This window comes from Paenibacillus sp. Marseille-Q7038, from assembly GCF_965111595.1.
Genome location: NZ_CBCOOM010000001.1, coordinates 1052736 through 1072822, shown reverse-complemented (window position 1 = coordinate 1072822; position 20087 = coordinate 1052736). Strand labels below are relative to the sequence as shown.

22 protein-coding genes are annotated in these 20087 nt (G+C 40.0%); 3 read left to right on the top strand and 19 right to left on the bottom strand.

Going from position 1 to position 20087, the window contains the following annotated elements:
* Positions 1–4: 4 nt before the first annotated feature.
* The 8 genes from ACWPWY_RS05255 to ACWPWY_RS05220 all read right to left on the bottom strand — a co-directional run bounded on the left by ACWPWY_RS05255 (position 5) and on the right by ACWPWY_RS05220 (position 8727).
* The gene (locus tag ACWPWY_RS05255) at positions 5–1369 is read right to left on the bottom strand and encodes an ABC transporter substrate-binding protein (RefSeq protein WP_454192806.1); all 1365 of its coding nucleotides are present in this window, start codon (positions 1367–1369) and stop codon (positions 5–7) included.
* Positions 1370–1856: 487 nt separating this feature from the next.
* Positions 1857–2906 carry a LacI family DNA-binding transcriptional regulator gene (locus ACWPWY_RS05250; protein ID WP_454190698.1) on the bottom strand — a complete coding sequence of 350 codons (1050 nt, stop codon included), beginning with the start codon at positions 2904–2906 and terminating at the stop codon, positions 1857–1859.
* A gap of 76 nt (positions 2907–2982) precedes the next feature.
* Entirely contained in the window at positions 2983–3735 is a 753-nt protein-coding gene (locus tag ACWPWY_RS05245; protein WP_454190697.1) for a GntR family transcriptional regulator, read from the bottom strand.
* A complete protein-coding gene (locus ACWPWY_RS05240; RefSeq protein WP_454190696.1) occupies positions 3707–4735 on the bottom strand; it encodes a sugar kinase in 1029 nt (342 codons plus the stop codon). Before ACWPWY_RS05240 ends, ACWPWY_RS05245 begins: the two co-directional genes overlap by 29 nt.
* The gene (gene dagF / locus ACWPWY_RS05235) at positions 4722–5483 is read right to left on the bottom strand and encodes a 2-dehydro-3-deoxy-phosphogluconate aldolase (protein ID WP_454190695.1); all 762 of its coding nucleotides are present in this window, start codon (positions 5481–5483) and stop codon (positions 4722–4724) included. Before dagF ends, ACWPWY_RS05240 begins: the two co-directional genes overlap by 14 nt.
* A gap of 6 nt (positions 5484–5489) precedes the next feature.
* Positions 5490–6593: a DgaE family pyridoxal phosphate-dependent ammonia lyase gene (locus ACWPWY_RS05230; protein WP_454190694.1), complete on the bottom strand. Its 1104-nt coding sequence runs from the start codon at positions 6591–6593 to the stop codon at positions 5490–5492.
* Entirely contained in the window at positions 6574–7674 is a 1101-nt protein-coding gene (locus ACWPWY_RS05225; RefSeq protein WP_454190693.1) for an amidohydrolase/deacetylase family metallohydrolase, read from the bottom strand. The genes ACWPWY_RS05230 and ACWPWY_RS05225 overlap by 20 nt, the downstream gene beginning before the upstream one ends.
* A gap of 111 nt (positions 7675–7785) precedes the next feature.
* Positions 7786–8727 carry a DMT family transporter gene (locus ACWPWY_RS05220; protein ID WP_454190692.1) on the bottom strand — a complete coding sequence of 314 codons (942 nt, stop codon included), beginning with the start codon at positions 8725–8727 and terminating at the stop codon, positions 7786–7788.
* Positions 8728–8879: 152 nt separating this feature from the next.
* On the opposite strand from ACWPWY_RS05220, the gene ACWPWY_RS05215 reads away from it, so the two are divergent.
* Entirely contained in the window at positions 8880–9776 is an 897-nt protein-coding gene (locus ACWPWY_RS05215; RefSeq protein ID WP_454190691.1) for a LysR family transcriptional regulator, read from the top strand.
* Here the strand turns inward: ACWPWY_RS05215 and ACWPWY_RS05210 are convergent.
* On the bottom strand, positions 9753–11018 hold the full coding sequence (locus ACWPWY_RS05210; RefSeq protein WP_454190690.1) for an MFS transporter: 1266 nt from the start codon (positions 11016–11018) through the stop codon (positions 9753–9755). The genes ACWPWY_RS05215 and ACWPWY_RS05210 overlap by 24 nt on opposite strands.
* Before the next feature lie 310 nt (positions 11019–11328).
* On the opposite strand from ACWPWY_RS05210, the gene ACWPWY_RS05205 reads away from it, so the two are divergent.
* Positions 11329–11466: a YjcZ family sporulation protein gene (locus ACWPWY_RS05205; RefSeq protein ID WP_454190689.1), complete on the top strand. Its 138-nt coding sequence runs from the start codon at positions 11329–11331 to the stop codon at positions 11464–11466.
* A 59-nt stretch (positions 11467–11525) separates the two neighbouring features.
* Here ACWPWY_RS05205 and ACWPWY_RS05200 read toward each other — a convergent pair whose 3' ends face one another.
* On the bottom strand, positions 11526–12425 hold the full coding sequence (locus tag ACWPWY_RS05200; RefSeq protein WP_454190688.1) for an NAD(P)/FAD-dependent oxidoreductase: 900 nt from the start codon (positions 12423–12425) through the stop codon (positions 11526–11528).
* 197 nt (positions 12426–12622) lie between these two features.
* Here ACWPWY_RS05200 and ACWPWY_RS05195 point away from each other — a divergent pair, with 197 nt between their 5' ends.
* Positions 12623–13258, top strand: coding sequence for a hypothetical protein (locus tag ACWPWY_RS05195; RefSeq protein WP_454190687.1), 636 nt, complete (start codon positions 12623–12625; stop codon positions 13256–13258).
* A 92-nt stretch (positions 13259–13350) separates the two neighbouring features.
* Here the strand turns inward: ACWPWY_RS05195 and ACWPWY_RS05190 are convergent, their stop codons facing one another.
* The 9 genes from ACWPWY_RS05190 to ACWPWY_RS05150 all read right to left on the bottom strand — a co-directional run bounded on the left by ACWPWY_RS05190 (position 13351) and on the right by ACWPWY_RS05150 (position 20069).
* The gene (locus ACWPWY_RS05190) at positions 13351–13992 is read right to left on the bottom strand and encodes a hypothetical protein (protein WP_454190686.1); all 642 of its coding nucleotides are present in this window, start codon (positions 13990–13992) and stop codon (positions 13351–13353) included.
* Positions 13993–14393: 401 nt separating this feature from the next.
* Complete coding sequence (locus ACWPWY_RS05185; RefSeq protein WP_454190685.1) at positions 14394–14948, bottom strand: hypothetical protein; 555 nt, start codon at positions 14946–14948, stop codon at positions 14394–14396.
* Positions 14949–15190: 242 nt separating this feature from the next.
* Positions 15191–15529 carry a DUF3243 family protein gene (locus ACWPWY_RS05180; protein WP_454190684.1) on the bottom strand — a complete coding sequence of 113 codons (339 nt, stop codon included), beginning with the start codon at positions 15527–15529 and terminating at the stop codon, positions 15191–15193.
* Positions 15530–15696: 167 nt separating this feature from the next.
* Positions 15697–16551, bottom strand: a complete 855-nt coding sequence (locus ACWPWY_RS05175) for an SPFH domain-containing protein (protein ID WP_454190683.1) — start codon at positions 16549–16551, stop codon at positions 15697–15699.
* On the bottom strand, positions 16529–16687 hold the full coding sequence (locus ACWPWY_RS05170; RefSeq protein WP_454190682.1) for a hypothetical protein: 159 nt from the start codon (positions 16685–16687) through the stop codon (positions 16529–16531). The genes ACWPWY_RS05175 and ACWPWY_RS05170 overlap by 23 nt, the downstream gene beginning before the upstream one ends.
* Positions 16688–16844: 157 nt before the next feature.
* A complete protein-coding gene (locus tag ACWPWY_RS05165; RefSeq protein ID WP_454190681.1) occupies positions 16845–17753 on the bottom strand; it encodes an NAD(P)/FAD-dependent oxidoreductase in 909 nt (302 codons plus the stop codon).
* 168 nt (positions 17754–17921) lie between these two features.
* A complete protein-coding gene (locus ACWPWY_RS05160; RefSeq protein ID WP_454192805.1) occupies positions 17922–18107 on the bottom strand; it encodes a hypothetical protein in 186 nt (61 codons plus the stop codon).
* A gap of 205 nt (positions 18108–18312) precedes the next feature.
* Positions 18313–19074 (bottom strand): acyl-[acyl-carrier-protein] thioesterase, encoded by a 762-nt coding sequence (locus ACWPWY_RS05155; protein WP_454192804.1) that lies wholly within the window; start codon positions 19072–19074, stop codon positions 18313–18315.
* 128 nt (positions 19075–19202) lie between these two features.
* Positions 19203–20069 carry an AraC family transcriptional regulator gene (locus tag ACWPWY_RS05150; RefSeq protein WP_454190680.1) on the bottom strand — a complete coding sequence of 289 codons (867 nt, stop codon included), beginning with the start codon at positions 20067–20069 and terminating at the stop codon, positions 19203–19205.
* Positions 20070–20087 lie beyond the last annotated feature (18 nt).

Here is a 20087-nt window from a genome sequence, read left to right as displayed (position 1 = left end):
GTACTTATTTGGCTGCTCCCAGCTTGTCGATCGAAGCTTGCGCCTGTTGTTTGAATTTCTCCGCTGCAGATGCAACAGAAGCATTATTTACAATAACATCAGCAATAAAATCATTGTATGGATACTCTGGATATGCTTCATCCAGTGCTACAAGTCCTGTACCTGTAATATGTTCGCGAATAATACGTGTGTCATCTTCCGTGGAGTATAAGCTCTCCAAATAGTTTTGCGTTGGGTACTCTTCCAACTGAGGAACATCAAATAGTTCTTCAAAAACTTGATATACCGCTTCTGGATCTTTTACGCCTTTAGGAATGAAGTAAGCATTCACAGCCGTATCCGCAAAAGTAACTTCGGGGCTTCCTTGAGGTCCGATTGGATAAGGGACAACTCCAACTTCAAAGTTCAGATCTCCGATCATCCACTGTGTTCCATGGAACATCGCTACGTCTCCGTCTTTAAAGGTGTCGCCTTCTTCCCAATTCACTTTGTCTCCTGTCTTCACTTTTACTACATTGTTGCTGTATAAGGATGCTAAAAATTCAATAGCTTCAATTGCCTTTGGATCCGTGATCCCTTCTTTTGCATTGGATTCGCCAGATTCTGGGTCAAGAACGGTATTTCCCCCATTCGCTGCAATAAGGTTACGTCCGACTAAACCTGCCCAGCCGGAGAATCCGTACGTATCCATTTTGCCGTCATTATTTGTATCTTTGGTTGCTTGTTTCGCTATTTCTAGGAATTTACTCCAGGTCCACTCGCCATTGTCATACAATTGCTGAAGGTCAGGAAGTCCAAGTTTTTCGAATAGGTCACGGTTATAGTGAATTCCAAGCCCGCCATTTCCTTTAACTCCGCCATAGAAAGCGTATTGTTCTCCAAGAAGAGCAGGCCCTGGATTAGCTAGCTGTTGATCTTTGTTAATACTAGAATTTGCAGTGGTGAATTCAGAAATCTTGAGAAGCTGTCCTTTCAGAATTGTAGGTACAGCACTTTTGTATTCAAGGTAGGTAATATCGGAGAATGGTTCCCCTGCAAGAACGGATGTAGTAAACTTATCCATATATTCTTCATAGGGTACGTTAACGTATTCGATTTTCACATTATACTTTTCTTCTACTTTTTTCTGTTGCTCAACCAAAGCTTGCCCTGTAGCATCTGCATCGGTAGGTGTAAGATCCCACCACGCTGACAGCTTGATTGTTCTACCTCCAAGATCGACAGCCGGTGCTTGTGGTTCTTCTGTCTTCTCTGGAGTTTTTTCTTCCACTTCTTTTGGCGGAGCTGGATTTTCTGCTGTTTTTCCTCCGCTACATCCGGCTACAATCACAAAACACGACACCAACAACAAAATTAAAAGCGCTTTCATGTTTCTCAAAGTACATAGCCCCCTTTGTAATGATGACACCTTGTTACAGTATAGCTGTCTGTTATCTAAAAATGATTGCACCTGTAAAATAAGTGGAATCATTTTACAAAACAACAATAACACCACCTTTCAATGTTAGTCAAATGATTTTTTACATAAATAACATTTTGTTATTTTTAAAGTATGTAACTGGCATTCGGTTAGCCCTTCTTTATTTTTTAAAATAGATCATTGAAATAGGCTTTACCGGTTACTTCCCTATAATTTATAGGACTCTAGGTTAATCTGTTACCCTAATTTCCAGTTCATAATACAAAACAATTTCCAATTCTAAATTACTTCCTCACTGTCTTTACTTGTTCACAATTTTTGAATAACAAAATTGATTATAAACTATTTTTGTTATGGTCAAAAAAGAAAACAGGAAATAAAAAACCATTAACTTTGGATTTAGTTACCCAAAATTAATGGTCCTTCTTTTTAATAACTATTCTCTTTTTGCTGTCATATATGTATCCCTAAATATGAGATCTGCATGGATAAGAAGTCGTTCCACCGGTAAAGACGGATGAGCTACTCTCCATAACAATTGATCCACTGCCCTTCTCCCAAGTAATGACTTATTCACATCAACTGTAGCCAATAGCGGAAGAGCTGTTTCCACATTATCAAAACCCGTTACAGCGCAGTCTTCTGGTACAGACACATCTTGATTGGATAACTCTTCAAGAACAAACAATGCTGTTGAATCATTCACACATACGAATACTTCAGGAAGTTGGCTTTTTGGAATCTCGCCCACTGCTTGCTTAAGACCCTCTGTTTCTTCATGAAACAAATTCGTGTTCTGTTCCAACGGAATGTTATGCTCATCAAGAGTCATTCGAAATGCTGTCCACCGTTCTAAAAAGCTGGGTGCATCATAAATATTCCCTACAAACTGAAACTTGCGATAACCGGTTGCAATTAGTTGATTCATCATCTCTCTCATGAGACTTATATTGTCACTAAAAACGGTGTCGCAGTGAAATGCCGAATCGGAATGATCCAACATAACTACAGGGATCTGCATTCTTTGAAATTCAAGCAATAGCGCAGAAGATACAGCACCCACCGTAATAACTCCTTGAATCGCATCGGGATTTAGTAACGAGAACACTTTATCCGAAGACGGTTCAGTGAGGGTCAGAATATCAAATCCCTTTTCATTGAGTCTTGCAGATATACCTTCGAACATAGGTCCCCAATATAAAGAATCTTTATTTTGATACCTTATATTTGGAAAAAGGACCAAGACTGTACCCGTTTGTTTTCGCCAATCGGTGGTTAGCTCTTTCTCCTTTTCCTGCTCTAACGCAACAGCTCTTGAAGCACCGCCAAATCCATTCTTAAAATAACCCAGCTGTCCCGCAGTACGAATAATCTTATCTCTTGTTTGTTCGCTAACTCCAGATTTGCCTGTGAGTGCTCTTGATACAGCGAATTTAGACACACCAACCGTATCAGCGATTTGTTGCATTGTCACTTTTTTTCGCATCTTCTCACCTGTTTTCTATGGTCAAAATGTTCACATATAGCGACATCTTATCATATTCCAAAGTAAGAAGCCTACTTTATGTCTGATAATCTACAATGTACGGCTTGAGTTTTGTGTTATAGTAGCCAATGCTCCACTCTATGGTATGTTTCATCTCATCATACGTATACCGATGTCTTTGGAGTACCATTTCTCCTTCTTGCATCTGAAGTTCACTAGCAATCGCTGCAGACAGCGGACCAATCGTGAATTGATCCTGATAACGTTCTGCGACGAGATTTTGCTCCTCCAGCCACTCATACAAAGAAAAATCAGCACCTTGAATCCAGTCTAAACGGCCTGCTAAATCCGATGAAAATCGGTGCTCATAAAAAATATAGGGTTCTTCATTCAAATAATAAAGTCGCTTTATACAAAGACAAGAGGGTCCAAATACGTTGTAAGCCTGGCTATCTGATTGATTCTGTTCCACCTTTTTATCAATTAATTTCTTATCAATTCGGTCTCCTTGCTCCACCAATATTTCTGTGAATCTCTTCCCTTTTGACAAAGGAGGAGAAGCGCTATTTCGAAGTACAGTCGTACCGACTCCGCTCTGTTTCTGCACATACCCCTCTTGCTGCAATTCCTGAATTGCGTTTCGTACCGTCATTTTACTCACTTTAAATTCATGTTCAAGCTGCGGCTCTGAAGGAATAAGTGAACCTACAGGATATCTGCCATGAACAATGCGGTCGCGGATCGTTTTTTTCAGCTGTAAATAAAGCGGCCCTTTTTTTCTCGACAGGGTCACGTAATCACTACCTTTCAATATCTTGCACTTGCTCATTCATAACATGAAGAATATCCTCTTCTGAGGACTGAGCCGTATCTCCGACAATGGTATGAGCAAGGATGGAAGCAGCCGTTGCGTACCTAACAGTATACTCTGGTTCATATCCACAAATCTCCCCATGAATTACACCCGCAGTATATGCATCCCCTGCACCAATTCGGTCAAGGACTTGTACCTTCATCGGTTTTCCGAACGTAAGCCCTTTATCTTTGTGATATAAAAAACCTTGGATATAATGGCTGTCTGCTTCCATCGTTCTCTGCGTTCCCGAAATGATACGAATATCATAATCTTTCGCTATCTGAGGAATAAGTTCCTTGATTTGCTCTATTCGGTCAACAGATGATGATTTATACCCTAGCAAAGAGATAGCATCGCGTTCGTTCATCATCACAATATCGGCAAGATGCAGCATATCTTCATAATGAGTCTTCGCCTGCTTCTTATCTTCCTCTGACCATAGGGAAGCCCGGAAGTTACAATCAAAGATGACGGATCCGCCATTTGATTTTACCATGCTTGCCAGTGTTTTCATTGCGTATCTTATCTCTTCATTCATCGCGAGTCCAATACCGCATAGATGAAAATAATGACTATCTTCAGCAAAAGACAAATCTGTATAAGCATGATGAGAAGTTGTGTTGAACGCACTATTAACGCGGCTTGCATAGGTTACTTTACTTTTTCTAGGCCCGTATCCTGTTTCCAGAAAATAAGATCCAAGCAGTAGTCCCTCCCTTCGCACATATTTCATATCAAAACCGAGTCCTCGAAGAGCTGCCTCTGCAGCATCCCCTAGTGAATTGACAGGCAACGTTGTTATAATGGCGCCTTTATGTCCAAGCTTTATAAGGGCTGATACTACATTTACTCCAGTTCCTGTAAAGGAATAATTCAGCGAGCGGCTTTGACTCAGAGTCAGATGGGAGGGAACCTCTAGCCTCATCATGACCTCACCAAAAGATGTAATCTGCTTAGAGTTACCCGTTATCATAAGCATCCACCTCGAATTTTAGAATATTCGTTAATTCTTGAACATCCTGAATGATCGTCAGACCTGTCCTTTTATCAATAATGGAGGAATATACGTGGGGGATTACTGCAGGAACACCGGCTTCTAGTGCAATCTTAAGAAGTTCACGGAAGTTCTCTTTATCTATTCCGCCGGTTGGTTCAAGTGCAAACCCCGCTTTGGCACAAGCACTTGCAACGGCAATATATTCTTCTTTTGTATCCAGTCCGTTCATTGGAAAATACTTTAGTGCATTCCCGCCCATATCAGACACCAGAGCTATGGCTGCCTCCACAGGTACAATTGCCTTCTCCGTAACAGAAGAACTTAGTGGACCTGTTGAAATATTCACATATCCTGGTTTTCCGCATGGAGAAACAAGGCTGTTAATCCAGCTTGATTTTTCATTCAGATTCGCACGAGTTGCGCCTACTCCCGTGAATACTTGATTGATATGCGTACCCGCATATTCTCCTGCAATTTCAGCTACAACCTCGGACTGTTTCGGATCTCCTGCACCAAGTCCAATCGATACTGCATCTTCACATACTTCGCCATAAGTTCTCATTGCTTCCACTGCAGAACATACATCTGGATAGTTTTTAGATAAAACCCCTACAACCACATGACCTTCTGCTGCATCAAAAATTTCTTTGGCATTCTGCACACTGCCAGCCAGTACATTCAGGGCCGCTCTGCCTTTGTACAAACGTTTAGCCATAGTCATCATGAAGTTCTATTCCCCCGATATAATTTGATGAATGCGCGAGCAAATGATATTTATATCATCTTCTTTTAGTGATCTTGCATCGATATCAAAATAGCCTTGTCTTACGCCGTAATCACGGGTGTAGATAGCAATATCTCCGGTACGAAGCTGCTCTGCAACCTCAGCAGCGCTAATGCCTGTTACTTGTTCCTGAATCCGAATACGACCACGATATATATGTCTTCCTGCCTCGTCTTGTACGATTGATATCTCTACCCCTTTTAGATTGGAAAGAGGTACAAGCTGTTGCAATTCTTTTTTCTCCTTCTCACTTTTATCTGTTTTCTTACCGTATTCGTCTAATGCTTTCAGCAGTCCAAACGTTGTTTCTTTCCCTACTTTCATACTCCGTCCAATACCAGACAGCTGTACTTTCAACCAATCTATATACTGCTTTTTTCCTGCTACAATGCCCGAAGTAGGACCTTCAATCGCTTTTGATCCGCTAAAAATGACTAGATCCGATATCCGGATATAGCTCGTCAAATCTTCTTCTGCTGCTGCATCAATAATGAGAGGAATTTGGTGCATCCGCGCTACTTCATAGGCTTCCTCTGCAGTTATCATATTTTTCTGGACACAATGATGTGATTGGACATATAAAATAGCGGCAGTTCGCTCATTAATCGCCTCTTCCATATGTTCCTTTTTCCCTTCGTTCGCATAGCCAACTTCCAAAAGTGTGCCCCCGCCAAGATAAACCATCGTTTCAACTGGGGCACCATACTGCACATTATGGCCTTTCAGCATTACGATTTCATTCTTATGAATGGGTTCCTGATGCAGTTTTTCACTTTTTCGCTTATTCCCTTGTGTAACCATGGCAGCAACCGAAAGAGCGATCCCGCTGGATGCAGAGTTCACTACAACTGCTGACTCCGAGCCTAATACACCTGCGATGTGATCTCCAGCCTTGTTCGTCAGTTCGGCAATTTCTACGTACTGCTGTCCCCCTTGTTTCATTGCCTCCATGACGGTGTCTGTTGGTGCCGATACACCGAGAATGCTCATTCTTCCACTTGCATTAATTACGCGTTTTAATCCGTATTGCTTAAGAATAGAACTTGTCACCAATGATTGCTCCCTTCGTTTCAATTATGGTCTGTGCGGTGCGAGTCTCTCCCATGGAATCGGTAAGTGAATATTGTCCTTGAACAAGTGTAAATAAAGTAAGGTTCGCTTTATCCCCTACTTGAATTCGTCCTAGTTCAGGCCGTTTCAGCCAAGTTGCAGCTTGGACTGTAACCGCATTCACTATATCCGTTAAAGAGTAGCCAAGCAGTAAGAATTTGCTCATGACCTCAGCTAAGTTATGTACAGGCCCATTCAATCGATTACCGCGGTAGATATCGGAGCTGATGGTACCCGGATGAATGCCCGTTTTTTTCACTCTTTCTGCCACCTGGTATGAGAAGCTTGCGGTACCATGACCTACATCTAAATGCACTCCTCGTTTTATAGCAGCTAGAAAAGTAGGTAACAATCCCCCTTTTTCATCTAGCACATTATTTTTCTTACCATTCAAATAGTGAGTAATGATATCTTTTCTCTGAAGTAAGTTCAGCACTTCATCAATTTCCGGCGGTCCTGCCCCGATATGTACCATAAGAGGCAATCCTGTTTTTTCTGACAAAGATCTTGCAGTATGAAGCGGACGAATGCCTTCATCCTTGACTACACTTTGGCTCATTCGGGCTTTGAGTCCAACGATAAAGGAACCTAGCTCACGTATAGACGCTTCTATCTCACACTCATCAATCCATCCGGAAAAGCTTAGCTCATCTTGCCGTTCTCCCAGCCCGATGCGCGAAATGTTAAGAAACGCGAGTACCCTCGTAGCCGCTTGTTTACTAAGCTCAGCCAGTTTCCCGATATCATCAGCTCCACAGCTGCCAGCATCAACGATGGTAGTAACACCTTGCCGTACGCCAATCTCATCTATTTCATCTCCATATGGTCGATAACTTTCCATTGCATGGACATGCATATCAATCCAGCCGCTGGACACGAACAAATGACTGCAATCCAAGATTTCATCTCCACATGCTGTACCCGTTGCTGATTTTTCTGCAATTAAGCCATCTTTAATTATTAAATCAAAACGTTCTGGATGATCTGCGGTTCGTACGGAGCGAAGGATTGTTTTACCCATATCATTCCTCCTTATTCCTATATTTTCTATTTGTTTATGAAATTAGAGTATCACAGTTTTTTCGTTAGGTAAATATAACGTTATAATGTTTAAGAAAATAAAAAAGATCGTCTATGTCGACGATCCTTCACTAAGATTTATTTCAACACTTCTTATTTCTGTGTGTTTTTGTTTTCTAAATCGCTGAGGTAAACGCGGGGTAATCTCGGTAAACAGCACTCCAGATAAGATTAAACAAGCGCCCACGAACCCATTCCAAGGCAAGCTTTCTCCGTAAAAAACAAAAGCAAAACCTGCTGCAAATACAGGCTCTAAAGAAAATATCAATCCTGCTCTGGTTGACGTCATATGCCGCTGTGCCAGTATTTGAAGTGTATACGCTACTGCACTACAAAGCACACTCAGCCCCATAACTGCAATCCATGCACCGCTTGAATTCGGCAGTTTTGGCTGTTCAAATAGGAATGAAAAGATGAATGCAATTCCGCCGGCGAAACCAAGTTGCAAAATACTAAGTACGATCGCATCGCCTTTTCGGACCATAATTCCAGAGACAATAATATATACAGCGTACATCATTGCCCCAAGAATACATAAAATATCTCCTGATCCAATACTCAAGCTTTGGTCTAGTGTTAATAAGGATATCCCAATCACAGCCAACATAATGCAACCTGCCATTTTCTTGCTTGGCAGCTTTCGTCTCCACAATGCGGTAAGCAGTGGTACAAAAACTACAGACAAACTGATTAGAAAACCTGCCTGAGAAGTGCTTGTCCGTTTGACGCCATAAGTTATAAATACAAAGGCCATAAACAGAACTGCACCTAATATAAAACCTTGGCCCACAAGCCTAACATTCACGTAAGACCATTTTTTATAAAACAAAATACCGAGCAGCAGAAACGCAAAACCAAACCGCAGGGCAATCAGGTTAATTTCTTGAATACTGCCTAGTCCTTCTTTCATAAACAAATAGGATGACCCCCATAAAAGAGTGACTAACAGCATTTGCAAATCCGCTTGTTTTTTTGTATCCATTCCCCAAAACATGTCTTTCTTCTTCTCCCTTATACTTTCAGTATGTATGATAAACAAGCTGCTCTCATAAACAGCAAGACAAAGTATATAACAAGTCTTTCCATTAGAAAAATGAATGTTTATAATACATAGCATGAAATATTTTCATGTAAGGAGAAATAGATGTGAGCCTAACCAAGTATGCTGTTTTATGCACTGTTATTGAAGTCGGCACTTTAACGAAAGCAGCCGCTATCCTCAATTTAACGCAATCCGCTGTTAGTCATGCCATTTTGAGCTTGGAAAAAGACTTTGGATTCACCATTCTTATCCGAGCCAAATCGGGAATTCAACTCACTACAAATGGAGAACGAATCTACCATTACATGAGAGAAATCCTAAAATGGCAGGAAATGATGCAACAAGAAATTAATTTACTTCATGGAGTCCAGACAGGTACAGTACGTATAGGCACCTTTACCAGCGTTTCATCTCAGTGGCTTCCCGGTGTCATTAAATCTTTTCATCATGAATTTCCAGCCATTCAAATTAAACTGAGAGAAGGAGACTATGGTGAAATCAGAAACTGGATTACTTCTGGAGCCGTTGATTTTGGCTTTATTACACTGCAAGGACAATCCCAGCTAGATACCATTCCTTTAAGGAAAGACCGTATGGTATGTATTGTCTCTTCGGAACATCCGTTAGCTGAAGCCTCTTCTGTCTCTCTTACTGAATTAAATAATGAACCTTTTATTATGCCGAAATGGGGAGGTGACGATGAGATTGAGACCATGATCAAAGAGCATCAAACAAAGCTGAATATTAGGTATGAGATTGCGGAAGAGCAGGCGATTATTGGAATGGTTCAACATGGACTTGGTATCAGTATTTTGCCTGAAATGGTACTTTCCAGACTTCCTGATACTGTCCGTGTTATTCCAATTGCAGAAGAACCATTCCGACTTATCGGGATTGCCGCTCCTTCTTTGTCAGAGCTTTCCCCGGCTGCTCATCGGTTTCTCCAAGCCATTAAAGACTGGTTACACTTGCAACAATTACTGGATAACTCTCGGAGTTGAATCTCTTTTTCTTGGTTCAAGTATCATCAAGTAGATACAATATCCGAGCAGAATTAAAGCGACTCCCCATTGGATTAAGGATGCGGAGACTACTGCTGATTTCACATCTTGAAATTCAGCAAACCTACTAACAAGCCAGATCATAATCATCTCTAGAAGGGACTGAATGAAGCTGTACACACTTGTAACTCTACCGATCATAGAAGCGGGAATTTCATTCTGAATGTATGTATAATAGCCTGTATTCATAAAGGCCTGGAAGAATGACAAAATTACAAATCCTATACCTGCTACAACCAAGTGATGCGAAAAGCTGTAGACAACATAACCTGTTGAGAATAGTAGCGCACCATACCCCAGCAGTGACATGGTATGCAGTCTATCTACCATACGAGTCTGAATAAATGAACCTAGTAAAAAACTAATCCCGGTAATGCTTAAGAGCATGCTGTACTGTGAATCATTGCTGTGAATGACTTGTGTTATAAAAGAAACTTCCAGCGAATCCAAAGCAGCAGCCATGATCATAATCCCATGAAATAGTCCATAGACCATGATTACTTTTACATGTGTTTTACTAAAGCGCCATACGATTGACCAGTCTTTTTTTAGTATCCTCCACTTTTTACTTATATGACCGTGACCTTGCTCTCCCTCTTCCTCAACATGCGTAGAAGCAGACCCCAATTTAGGTAAACCTGTAAGAAGAAGTGCTGACAAGAGAAATGAGATTCCATTCACAATGATCGCTGTTTTACTGCTTGAAATGGCAAATAAACCACCTGCTGCAGCAGGACCTATAATGTAAGCTCCTGACTGAGTTAAGGAAACCCATGCATTGTATTTCTTACGTAAGGCAGTAGGAATTAAAGAAACGGTGAAGGCGAGTGAAGCCGGTTCAAACAAAGAACTAGCCATACTGATGAGAAATACGAAGATATAAATTAGAGGTAAAGAAGGTAAAAAAGGAACAGCGAGGATCAAAGCGGCCCGAAATAGATCAAGCCAAATCATCATATTTCGTGTATTCCACCGGTCTACCAAACTTCCGGCAAATCCAGCAGTAAACATCGTAGCAATGGGCCTAAGAATATATAATAGCCCTACCGCTGCTGGGGATTCGGTCATATGAAGAATCATTAAATTAATAGCAATCAGATAGATCCAATCGCCAATATGAGAAATTCCTATACTTGTGAGCAAAAAGTGAGCATGTCTCTTTTTAAATGTATATAAATTCATGGTTACATCCCTCTCTATGTAGAGGGCATATGGCTATATTACGTTACACCGGATGCCCTGCATTTACTTTATTCATCATGATCTCCTCCTTTTCTCATCATTCTCTGTCGTTTGTTACTGTTCAAATAAAATGTGCTATACATTATTCATTTCTCCTTGAAATTTTATCCATTAGCATAACGTATTCCGCTTCATATGACAACCTAAAGTTAAGCCCCGCCCAAATTAAGGGCAGATTACCAAGCAGCCCAATCTTCTGCCGACCTCCATACATAAGATGCAAAAGGTTCATGAGGGGAGGTCAGTTCATATGAGCAATGATCAACGTAATGGTGGGTATGATTGTGGTTGTGGTGATTCTGGATTTGACGGAGGAAAGTCTATTGGTGCAATTTTAGTACTCTTTATCCTTCTTGTTATTATCTCCAGTGCATTTTCCAGTTACTAAGCAGATGAGAATCTTAAAGAAGACCCCTTCATGAATAAGGGAGTCTTCTTTTCTTTTTCTCAAAAATCAGCATGAATCAAATCCATGTTGATCCCAATTGCTGCCCTGCTTCCTTCTCCTGCGGCAATAAGTAACTGGGTCGGTGTGATAACGGAGTTATCTCCAGCAGCATAGATTCCGCGAACTGAGGTGCGACCATAACCATCTGTCTGAATGGCTCCTTTGTCATTCATTTGACAACGAAATTTGTAGCTAAAATGACCTGATTGTGACAGCTGTGGAGTAACAAACCCAGCTTCGCAGGGAAGCTTATCTCCATTCGTAAATACAATACCTGCTAATTGGCCATCTTTACCAAGCAACTGTTGTATCGGTTGGTCTGTTACTTGAATTCCTCGGACTTGCAGCATTCGATATTGATCTGGTGTCAATATAGAGCGTCCATTCGTACATAACACTAAAGCTTTACTCCAATGTTGAATGATTTGTGCTGTTGCAAAAGCATTCTTAGATTCCGTGATGAGGACAAGCTTCTTCCCTCTTACTTCATATCCATCACAGTAAGGACAACTAAACAAACTCTGACCATAAAAAGAATCTAGGCCTCTGATTTGAGGTAATTTTTCCTGAATCCCGCTGCTTAAAAGTATCGTTCTGGCTGTTTCACGCGTTCCGTTGGAAGACAGCACTTCAAAACCTCCGCGAGTGTGATGACGGACATCTACTACTCCTTCCTCTTTCTTTTGTATGGAAGGGTAAGCACTTAGATCCTTATAAGCGAGTCTTCTGAACTCCGATGGTGTTACTCCATCCCTCGTTATAAAACCATGAGAATGACGGGCAGGTGCATGTCTTGGTTTTCCATGATCAAACAGGAGGACTTCCCGCATCGATCGTCCAAGTACTAACGCTGCACTAAGTCCTGCGGGTCCTCCCCCGATAATAATACAATCATACATATTCACACCTCTTTTATCTCGCGATCTCACTAGGCATTATATGCAGTAGGTATTCGTTCTACGTCCTCTAAAATTTCATTGTTATTTCATGCTTTTTCAGCTTGGTTTAAGTTTCCGTACATGCTCAGTTCATATGAGCACAGTAATATGGACTGATGAGATCTTAAAAACTACATACATTGAAGAAGAATTTGATTATGAAACGAAATAAAAGTTCAATCCTTGCGTCTCTGAGCCTAGCTAGTGCGTTACTTCTCACCTTGTTATCAGGCTGCGGATCAACTTCAGACGATGCACAGTCGAATCCATCCGCAGTAACAGAAGCTACTACTTCCACTTCTACAAATGCAAATGGCTCAGAAACACAGGGTACCATGTTACTCGGTAAGGTTAAATCGATCGAAGGAAGTACACTAACGATCTATACTTCTTCTATCCAGCCAGGTGAAGGGAATGGAGGGGAGCCTCCTGCAGGTGAGGCTCCACAAGGCGAAGCTTCGCAAGATGGAATTCCTCAAGGCGAAGCTCCTGCTGGCTCAGGAACAGGAACCTTACCAGAACAAGGAGAAGTTCTTCAAGGAACGGCCCCTGAAATGCCAGAGGATGGATCTGCACCGCCAAGTATGGATCAACTTTTTACCGATGAAACAATAGAAATTACGATTACAGACACTACTACTACGCCTTCAACCGAACTACAAGCTGACGATATTGTGGATATTACTCTTGAAGCGGGAACTAAGGAGGCGATATCTATACAAGTTCACAACGGATTCGGAGGACCCGCACAGAACGGCGCAGTAAATACTACTACAGAGACAGACACACCTTAATAATCTTCCATAACAATGTTTATCCGTTGCCTTAATAACGAAAAGCCCCTTACCTATTAGGAAGTGGCTTTTCGCCGTCAAAAGACGGCTATTCATTCATCAATCTCGTTTTTAAAAACTTCATTTTTTTGTTGTTCCTTAACTATATCTTTTATTTCTTGCTTGAATTGTTCTACAGAGACTGGAGTTATTTCGGATTGAAAAGTAGTGATTCCATTATATTCAGATGCTTTATATTCGACATTGCTGTTTTTATCGATGTTAAACTTCCCTTGATAAGCCCCTATAATTACAAAAGCTTCCTCCTCATAGACTGGTCCTTCATATTTTTCTAGAAACAATATAAAACGATTACCATCTTCTAAGGTTCGATTAATATCAAAAGATTTCACTTCAAACAACTCGATCTCTTCATTGCTATATGATGTATCTCCTGAAATCACATCAACTACTCTTGCATCAGATAATACAAAATCGGCACCACCGTAAGTTATTTCATCTGTTGTACCGGGGATTTCTACTTCAACAATAAGTGCTGAATCTTCTACTATTCCACCTAAATCTTCATAAATATTAGCTAGGTCCATTAGACCGTAATCTACTTGGCTAGTAGTTTCTGATGTTTCCGAGGTTGTTGGTGCATCTGGAGTTTGAGCATTATTATTCTCACCTGAACATGCTATCAAAGCAAGGCACAAAAATACGCTAAATGTTAAACTTATAAAATTCTTCATAATTCCCTCCTATGAATCTCATTTAATGTGTGTAAAAACTGTTTACACCATTAATATCATCAGTTTGTGATTTATAAAACGTTTGCATGGCGCTGTAACTGATTACGCATAACTGATGGAACACCAGTAGATGCATGAGCTAATCCGAGAGCATGTCCAACTTCCGAATAATCATGAACCAAGTCGTAGATAAAAGAAAAGTCGATCGCTGATTCGATTTTGCAAACCTAATGATCTTCTGGCACGAGTTGATCTAGGTCACCTCAATAAAAACAGTTACTACTATTGTAAAATAAAAAAGACTGCTGGCAAGCTAGTTTGTGTTCAGTCTGTAACAAAAAGCCCCTTACCTAATAGGAAGGGGCTTTTGTTATCCTTTTATGATAAAACGTATTTATAACTTAAGGAATATACTGCTGAACGATTTGAATTACTTCTCCATCCTGAACAGTAACATGATAAGGGAATTGACTCATATCTAAGTTATCTGTCTCATTATAGAGAGCAATGAATTTTTCAAGACTGATTTTTTCATTCCAGTTGATATCAATATCTTCTGGCTTACCTGTACGGTCGTAAATTTGTACCAATACTTCCGCATCTGGAGCAATTTTTAACTCGGAAGTCGAAGGCTCGTCATTAACGATGTAATAACCATCTGGCGCATAATCGATGCCAGCATTCGGTTCGTTTTTCACAAGAGCCTCATCAGCAACCTTACCCTCAAACCACTCGATATCATCTGCTTGAATTTCAAGTTGTCCTTCTATGTTATTCATATTCGTTATATAAATGGTTTCTTTAGTCGTATCCATTGTATCTTTATTTTCAGTCTGAACCTCAGGGTCAGTTGGTTTCGCTAAGACAGTCGATGCCTCATAATTCAAATTTCCATATGTAAAGGAACCCATAAAAATTACGCTTAATAAACTCATTGCCAGTATTGTTTTTTTCATCTTGCATCTCTCCTCATATTCAGCATGATTCCTCTACTTGCAAATCATCTGACTAGTTCCTAGAGTCGAATAAACTGTACATCCATCAAAAATATGGTGAATTTTCATTTCTGTGCACTTATTAGCTCTAGTTATATTATAGACGTTGTAAATGATGAAAGAGTTTCAAAGTTGTTATTAAAAATATAATAAATTTTCATTTTACTGTTTATTGGGGCCCCCTAAAGGGCCCCTGATCCACATTAATTTTTAACAAACCGGACAAGTATTCTTGCCAGCGTATCTTTCTCATCTGGATCGGCAACATTCCAAAGTTCCTGAAGCAATTTTTCTTCCCGATTACGCGGTTCTTCCTTCGCTGCTAGAATATCCGCTACTTTTTGGGCAACTTTTGACAATTGTTCTTCGTTTAGTCCAAGGGATTCACCAAGTGATACGCGTTTGTTAAGATACTGTTTGAACGCATCAAAACTTTCTAAAATATCTTCCTTCTGCTCGACATCCATACGCTGTATCACATTCTCTACTTGGTCAAGCTTCATTTCTTTATCTTTATTAATCATATGTGTTTTTTCTGACATCAGATATCACTCCAATTTCACATTCTACTTTTTTCCATAACTTGTCTTACTTTTTATTAACCTCGCCTCGATACTTGAAACAGGAAACGCAGTTGAAATTCCTTAATCCATTTATTTTTTATTTGTGAGGTAAAGAATGAGGGGAGTTTCCTCCCCCATATTCTTATTTACTTGTTTTCAGTTTTCTGCGTAGGCAGCTGGATTACGGGAGTGTTAGATCCACTTACATACGGTAATACCCCATCCCATTTCTTAACGGTTTCATATTGTACTAATTCATCCGTTAATGATTGCAGCAGCACTTCATTTGCTTTCGCTTGGCCTTCTGCTTCAATTAACAATTTATCAGCATTCCCTTGTGCTTCCACTCTTTTTCTATCTGCTTCTTTCTTAGCTATTTCTAACTCCGTAGTCTTACGTTCAAGTTCTTGAGAAGCTTCTACTCGTTTATCAATAGCTTCTTGGGTTTTGGCATCAGGTTGCGGCACCCCAACTGTTACATTGGAAACAATGAAACCAAGTTCTGCTACGTCATCAGAAAAACGTTGCTGTACATCGACAGCTGCATCAGATGATTTTTCTCCATAAACATCAATTACAGTAAACTTAGAAATACCCTTACGTGCTGCATCACGGAATCTTGTTTTCAAATAGGTGTCTTCAATTTCTTCGATACTAATAGGACCAAACTTATTGAAAATCGATGATACCTTATCTGGCTCTACTTGATAGTTGTAAGCAAAATCAATGGTGATACTTTTACCATCAGAAGTTGCAATCTGAATGTCCTTGTATTCCACTGTTTGAATACGAATTGGATATTTAGTAACCTTGTCGAAAGCCCCTACCAGTTTCCAACCTTGGCTTAACGTGTTATCCTTAACTCCCCCATTTGGTGAATAAACTACGCCAACATAACCGTTTGGAATCCGTGTTACAAATAAACTAACCACTAATAAAGCGATTATGATTACTACTCCAATCACGATTCCACCAATTTTAAACGTCTTTAGATTCTTCATTCGCATTCTCCTCTTTCGTAAATTGTTTATATTTCTTAGTCACTTTCTCTCCAACTTTAGTAAAGACTGGAGTTAACAGCATCCACACGACAAAAGCTAAAATGATGACTAAAACAATCCCACCAATAAACGGCATATAATCACTTCCTAAATAGACGTTACTTTATATGTATGTATCAAAATGATGACTAACTACATCTGAAGCTTTTTATGAAGGTACACCATTAGAAAATGCGTAGAAATAAAAAATACCCCTCTTTAGGATGTGATTTTCCTACTTGAGGGGTATTTTTTTATTTTTTTATATGATGAAGGGTTTTGTTGATCCAGATTCCACATAAGACTCCGTCACCCATGGCAACTGCGGCTTGCTCTGAATGAATACCAAGATCTCCAGCAATCCATAAATTCTCCACAGTGGACATACGGGATCTTCCATCCGCTGCTACATGTTTATTGTCCGCAACTTCTGCTCCAAGTTGTTCAGCAAGCTCAGAATGAACTTTGTTATTCCCAAACGCAATAAAACCACGTTCAGCTTCAATTCTTCTCCCATTTTTCAAAATAACAGTGGTAATCATCCCATCTTCTTGTTCTTCTATTTTTTCAATTGGTTCTTCTATATACTCAATCTTCTTATCTTTTAGTTTTTGAAGAATTTCACTTGGGATATCCGCCTGCTCGTGATTAATGTATGTTAAGTCCGGTGTTTTACTGGAGAGAATACGAGCCATACCCGCACCGGCTGTTCCCGAACCCATAATGATTGTTTTTTTATTTTTAATCTCATAACCATCGCAATCAGGGCACACATATACAGAAATGCCAAGCGTATTTCTCAGACCAGGAAGTTCAGGATGACGATCCGTTAATCCTGTTGCAAGCAGTAGTGTTCTTGCTTTATATTCTCTGCCGTTTTCTCCTGTTAATGTGAAAATCCCCTCTTCCTTATGTGCCTTAATGACACGATCATGAATGAACTCTATTCCATATGATTCTGCTTGCTGTCTTCCTCTTTTCCGAAGTTCTTCTCCTGATATTCCGTCTGGAAAACCTAATATATTATGATAGCTTCGGCATAAACTTGATCTACCCTCTCCGTAATCAATAACGAGCACCTTATGCTCAGCGTAACGTCCCAGCTGTATAGCCGCTTGAAGTCCAGCAATTCCTCCACCTACAATAATACAATCTTGTACCATCCTATCCCTACTTTCTTTCTGCTTATATCTATTTATCCAAATGATCATCTCCATTATCCTTAAACATTTTGGTTTATTTTAAACGTAGGAGAACGAACAACAAAAAAAAGAGACCATGTCCTACATGATCTCTACATAACCTACTTTTAAAACAATATAAAATGAACTTTACTTTCGATAATCAGCACGATACTTTTCTTCTGTGGAAGAATTGCTTTTCGTTGCTTCTTTATCTTTTTCTTCCTGCTGTTCAAGTTTAAGATCTTCCATTGGAATAGGGTCGACGTGAAGTTCATCCTCAAAACGATCAAATAAACTTTCTTCCTCCGTCTTATACTGCTCTGGGTGGTCCATGGTGTGGTTATTCTTTTTTTCATGTTCTTGATCTGCGTGATCTTCTCGTTGATTACGTTTCGGAACTTGACTCATGACAAATCCCTCCCTTTCCGTTATATGTCATGCTTGTTATTTATTACCATAAGCTAGTAAATTTCAAACATAAGATTTATTTCAGGATATAAAAAACACTACAGAATTCTACTCTGCAGTGTTTTTATAATTAATCTTCAAACTGAATTTCTGCTTCAAAAATGATTTTTCCTTCTTGATTTATACCTTTGAACCAGATGGATTGATCTATGAGATCGGTTCGTTCAATCCTTCCAAGTTCCCCAAGTTTCACTTCTCGGTGATAGGTAATCCGAAAACGATTCATACGCAGATTCCGAACTTCACCTGCTCCTAAAGCATCGTAACAGAGATCTGCATACTTGGCATTATTTACATGTCCATTACTATCCATAAGACTATATGTAGCAATGAATTCATAAGCTTTTCTCATTTCCAACTCTTGCGGGACAGCTACCTTATCGGGAGGTCCCTCCGAAACCTCACCTTCTACGATCGGGATCTCATATGGAAACGCAGTTGGACGCAAAATTTTTCGTTTGTTAATATCAACAAGCGTCCAGGCCGAACGAGCATATCCTGCCGCTCCTAAGTCTCCTGTTAATTCGTAATCTCTTAACCAGACAACTCCCCGGTACCCCTTAGACCAAGTGGCAAGTTCCATCTTTTCCTCGAGTACAGGGTGCTGTGTAATTGTAAGATCCATGGTCATTAGCATCCATCCGAAACCATCTCGCAGCATTTCAGAAATGGTGATTCCAAGCTGCTGTAAATGCCGGTCAGCACCATCCTGCAATCGTTCCAGCAAGGCGGATAATTTTATTTTTGAATCCATATCAGCTTGACTAGAACTTACAATGAATGTTTCGGTTCCTTTTTCATTCATCATTTCTTTCATGATTTCATTGTTCATTTCATTCACGATTTCATTCACATCCTTTATTCACTTTCAAGTAACACTTTACTCCTTATCGTGAAAGAAAGGCAAATCGTGACTGTCATCATCGTATAAAAAATCGTGAGCTAGAATGAGGGACTTAGCTAGCGTAATCGAGATACTTGTTCTATTCGATAAGCTTCAGGTGTACAGCCCGCCGCTTGCTTGAAAGTACGGCTAAAGTGAGAGATCTGTTTGAAACCTGCTTTGCGGCTGACTTCAGTCACGCTGAGATCAGGCTGAAGGCGAAATAACAGTTTGGCTTGATTAATCCGTCTTTGATATAAATACTTAATGATCGTTGTACCGGTTAGTTCTTTAAATAGAGCAGCCATATATGGTTTAGATAAATGAAGTGCACTCGCAATATCGGAGAGGTTAATTTCTTCCATATAATGTACTTCAAGATAGGTAATGATGCGCTGCAGATGTTCTTCTTTATCTGATAAAACCCTTCGATGCTTCATCGCCGTTTCCGAGAAATATGCAGTCATCACGAGAAAATCGCATAACTTAAATACAAAACGATCATAGGTCCAATCTTGTTCCTCCTGCCCCTGAAATAATTCATTCATCTGCGTGAAAATGTCTTCCACTTCCGTCTGCTGTGCTTTAGAGAGATGAATCACTTCATTGTTTAATCTTTCAAAAGGTTCAAGAAGCCATTTTGCTTTCTCGGGATGTGCGTATTCTTCAATTACGGAAGGATAAAAATGAAGGGTAGTCCGGATATACGGTATAACAGGTTCGGGGTGTGGCTGATGTAAGGTCATTCCATGCATGAGGATCAAATCACCTGGTTCAAGTACATGAATTCGATCCCCAATAATATAGTTGCATTTACCCGTGTGAAAATAATAAATTTCATAGTAAGGGTGCGAATGAAATCCATCTCCCGCCTCGATATGTAAAGGTTCACAATTTAGGTGATTAAAATTAAGCGGCTCCTTCATCTGCAATGTGTTAGCCAATCGTAAGGTCACTCCTTT

What these genes read in the sequence shown, in the direction of transcription:
- ACWPWY_RS05255 (WP_454192806.1), bottom strand. Translation starts at nt 1,369, where the DNA reads ATGAAAGCGCTTTTAATTTTGTTGTTGGTGTCGTGTTTTGTGATTGTA.
- ACWPWY_RS05250 (WP_454190698.1), bottom strand. Translation starts at nt 2,906, where the DNA reads ATGCGAAAAAAAGTGACAATGCAACAAATCGCTGATACGGTTGGTGTG.
- ACWPWY_RS05245 (WP_454190697.1), bottom strand. Translation starts at nt 3,735, where the DNA reads ATGAGCAAGTGCAAGATATTGAAAGGTAGTGATTACGTGACCCTGTCG.
- ACWPWY_RS05240 (WP_454190696.1), bottom strand. Translation starts at nt 4,735, where the DNA reads ATGATAACGGGTAACTCTAAGCAGATTACATCTTTTGGTGAGGTCATG.
- dagF (WP_454190695.1), bottom strand. Translation starts at nt 5,483, where the DNA reads ATGATGACTATGGCTAAACGTTTGTACAAAGGCAGAGCGGCCCTGAAT.
- ACWPWY_RS05225 (WP_454190693.1), bottom strand. Translation starts at nt 7,674, where the DNA reads ATGGGTAAAACAATCCTTCGCTCCGTACGAACCGCAGATCATCCAGAA.
- ACWPWY_RS05220 (WP_454190692.1), bottom strand. Translation starts at nt 8,727, where the DNA reads ATGTTTTGGGGAATGGATACAAAAAAACAAGCGGATTTGCAAATGCTG.
- ACWPWY_RS05210 (WP_454190690.1), bottom strand. Translation starts at nt 11,018, where the DNA reads ATGAATTTATATACATTTAAAAAGAGACATGCTCACTTTTTGCTCACA.
- ACWPWY_RS05205 (WP_454190689.1), top strand. Translation starts at nt 11,329, where the DNA reads ATGAGCAATGATCAACGTAATGGTGGGTATGATTGTGGTTGTGGTGAT.
- ACWPWY_RS05200 (WP_454190688.1), bottom strand. Translation starts at nt 12,425, where the DNA reads ATGTATGATTGTATTATTATCGGGGGAGGACCCGCAGGACTTAGTGCA.
- ACWPWY_RS05195 (WP_454190687.1), top strand. Translation starts at nt 12,623, where the DNA reads ATGAAACGAAATAAAAGTTCAATCCTTGCGTCTCTGAGCCTAGCTAGT.
- ACWPWY_RS05190 (WP_454190686.1), bottom strand. Translation starts at nt 13,992, where the DNA reads ATGAAGAATTTTATAAGTTTAACATTTAGCGTATTTTTGTGCCTTGCT.
- ACWPWY_RS05185 (WP_454190685.1), bottom strand. Translation starts at nt 14,948, where the DNA reads ATGAAAAAAACAATACTGGCAATGAGTTTATTAAGCGTAATTTTTATG.
- ACWPWY_RS05180 (WP_454190684.1), bottom strand. Translation starts at nt 15,529, where the DNA reads ATGTCAGAAAAAACACATATGATTAATAAAGATAAAGAAATGAAGCTT.
- ACWPWY_RS05175 (WP_454190683.1), bottom strand. Translation starts at nt 16,551, where the DNA reads ATGAAGAATCTAAAGACGTTTAAAATTGGTGGAATCGTGATTGGAGTA.
- ACWPWY_RS05170 (WP_454190682.1), bottom strand. Translation starts at nt 16,687, where the DNA reads ATGCCGTTTATTGGTGGGATTGTTTTAGTCATCATTTTAGCTTTTGTC.
- ACWPWY_RS05165 (WP_454190681.1), bottom strand. Translation starts at nt 17,753, where the DNA reads ATGGTACAAGATTGTATTATTGTAGGTGGAGGAATTGCTGGACTTCAA.
- ACWPWY_RS05160 (WP_454192805.1), bottom strand. Translation starts at nt 18,107, where the DNA reads ATGGACCACCCAGAGCAGTATAAGACGGAGGAAGAAAGTTTATTTGAT.
- ACWPWY_RS05155 (WP_454192804.1), bottom strand. Translation starts at nt 19,074, where the DNA reads ATGAACAATGAAATCATGAAAGAAATGATGAATGAAAAAGGAACCGAA.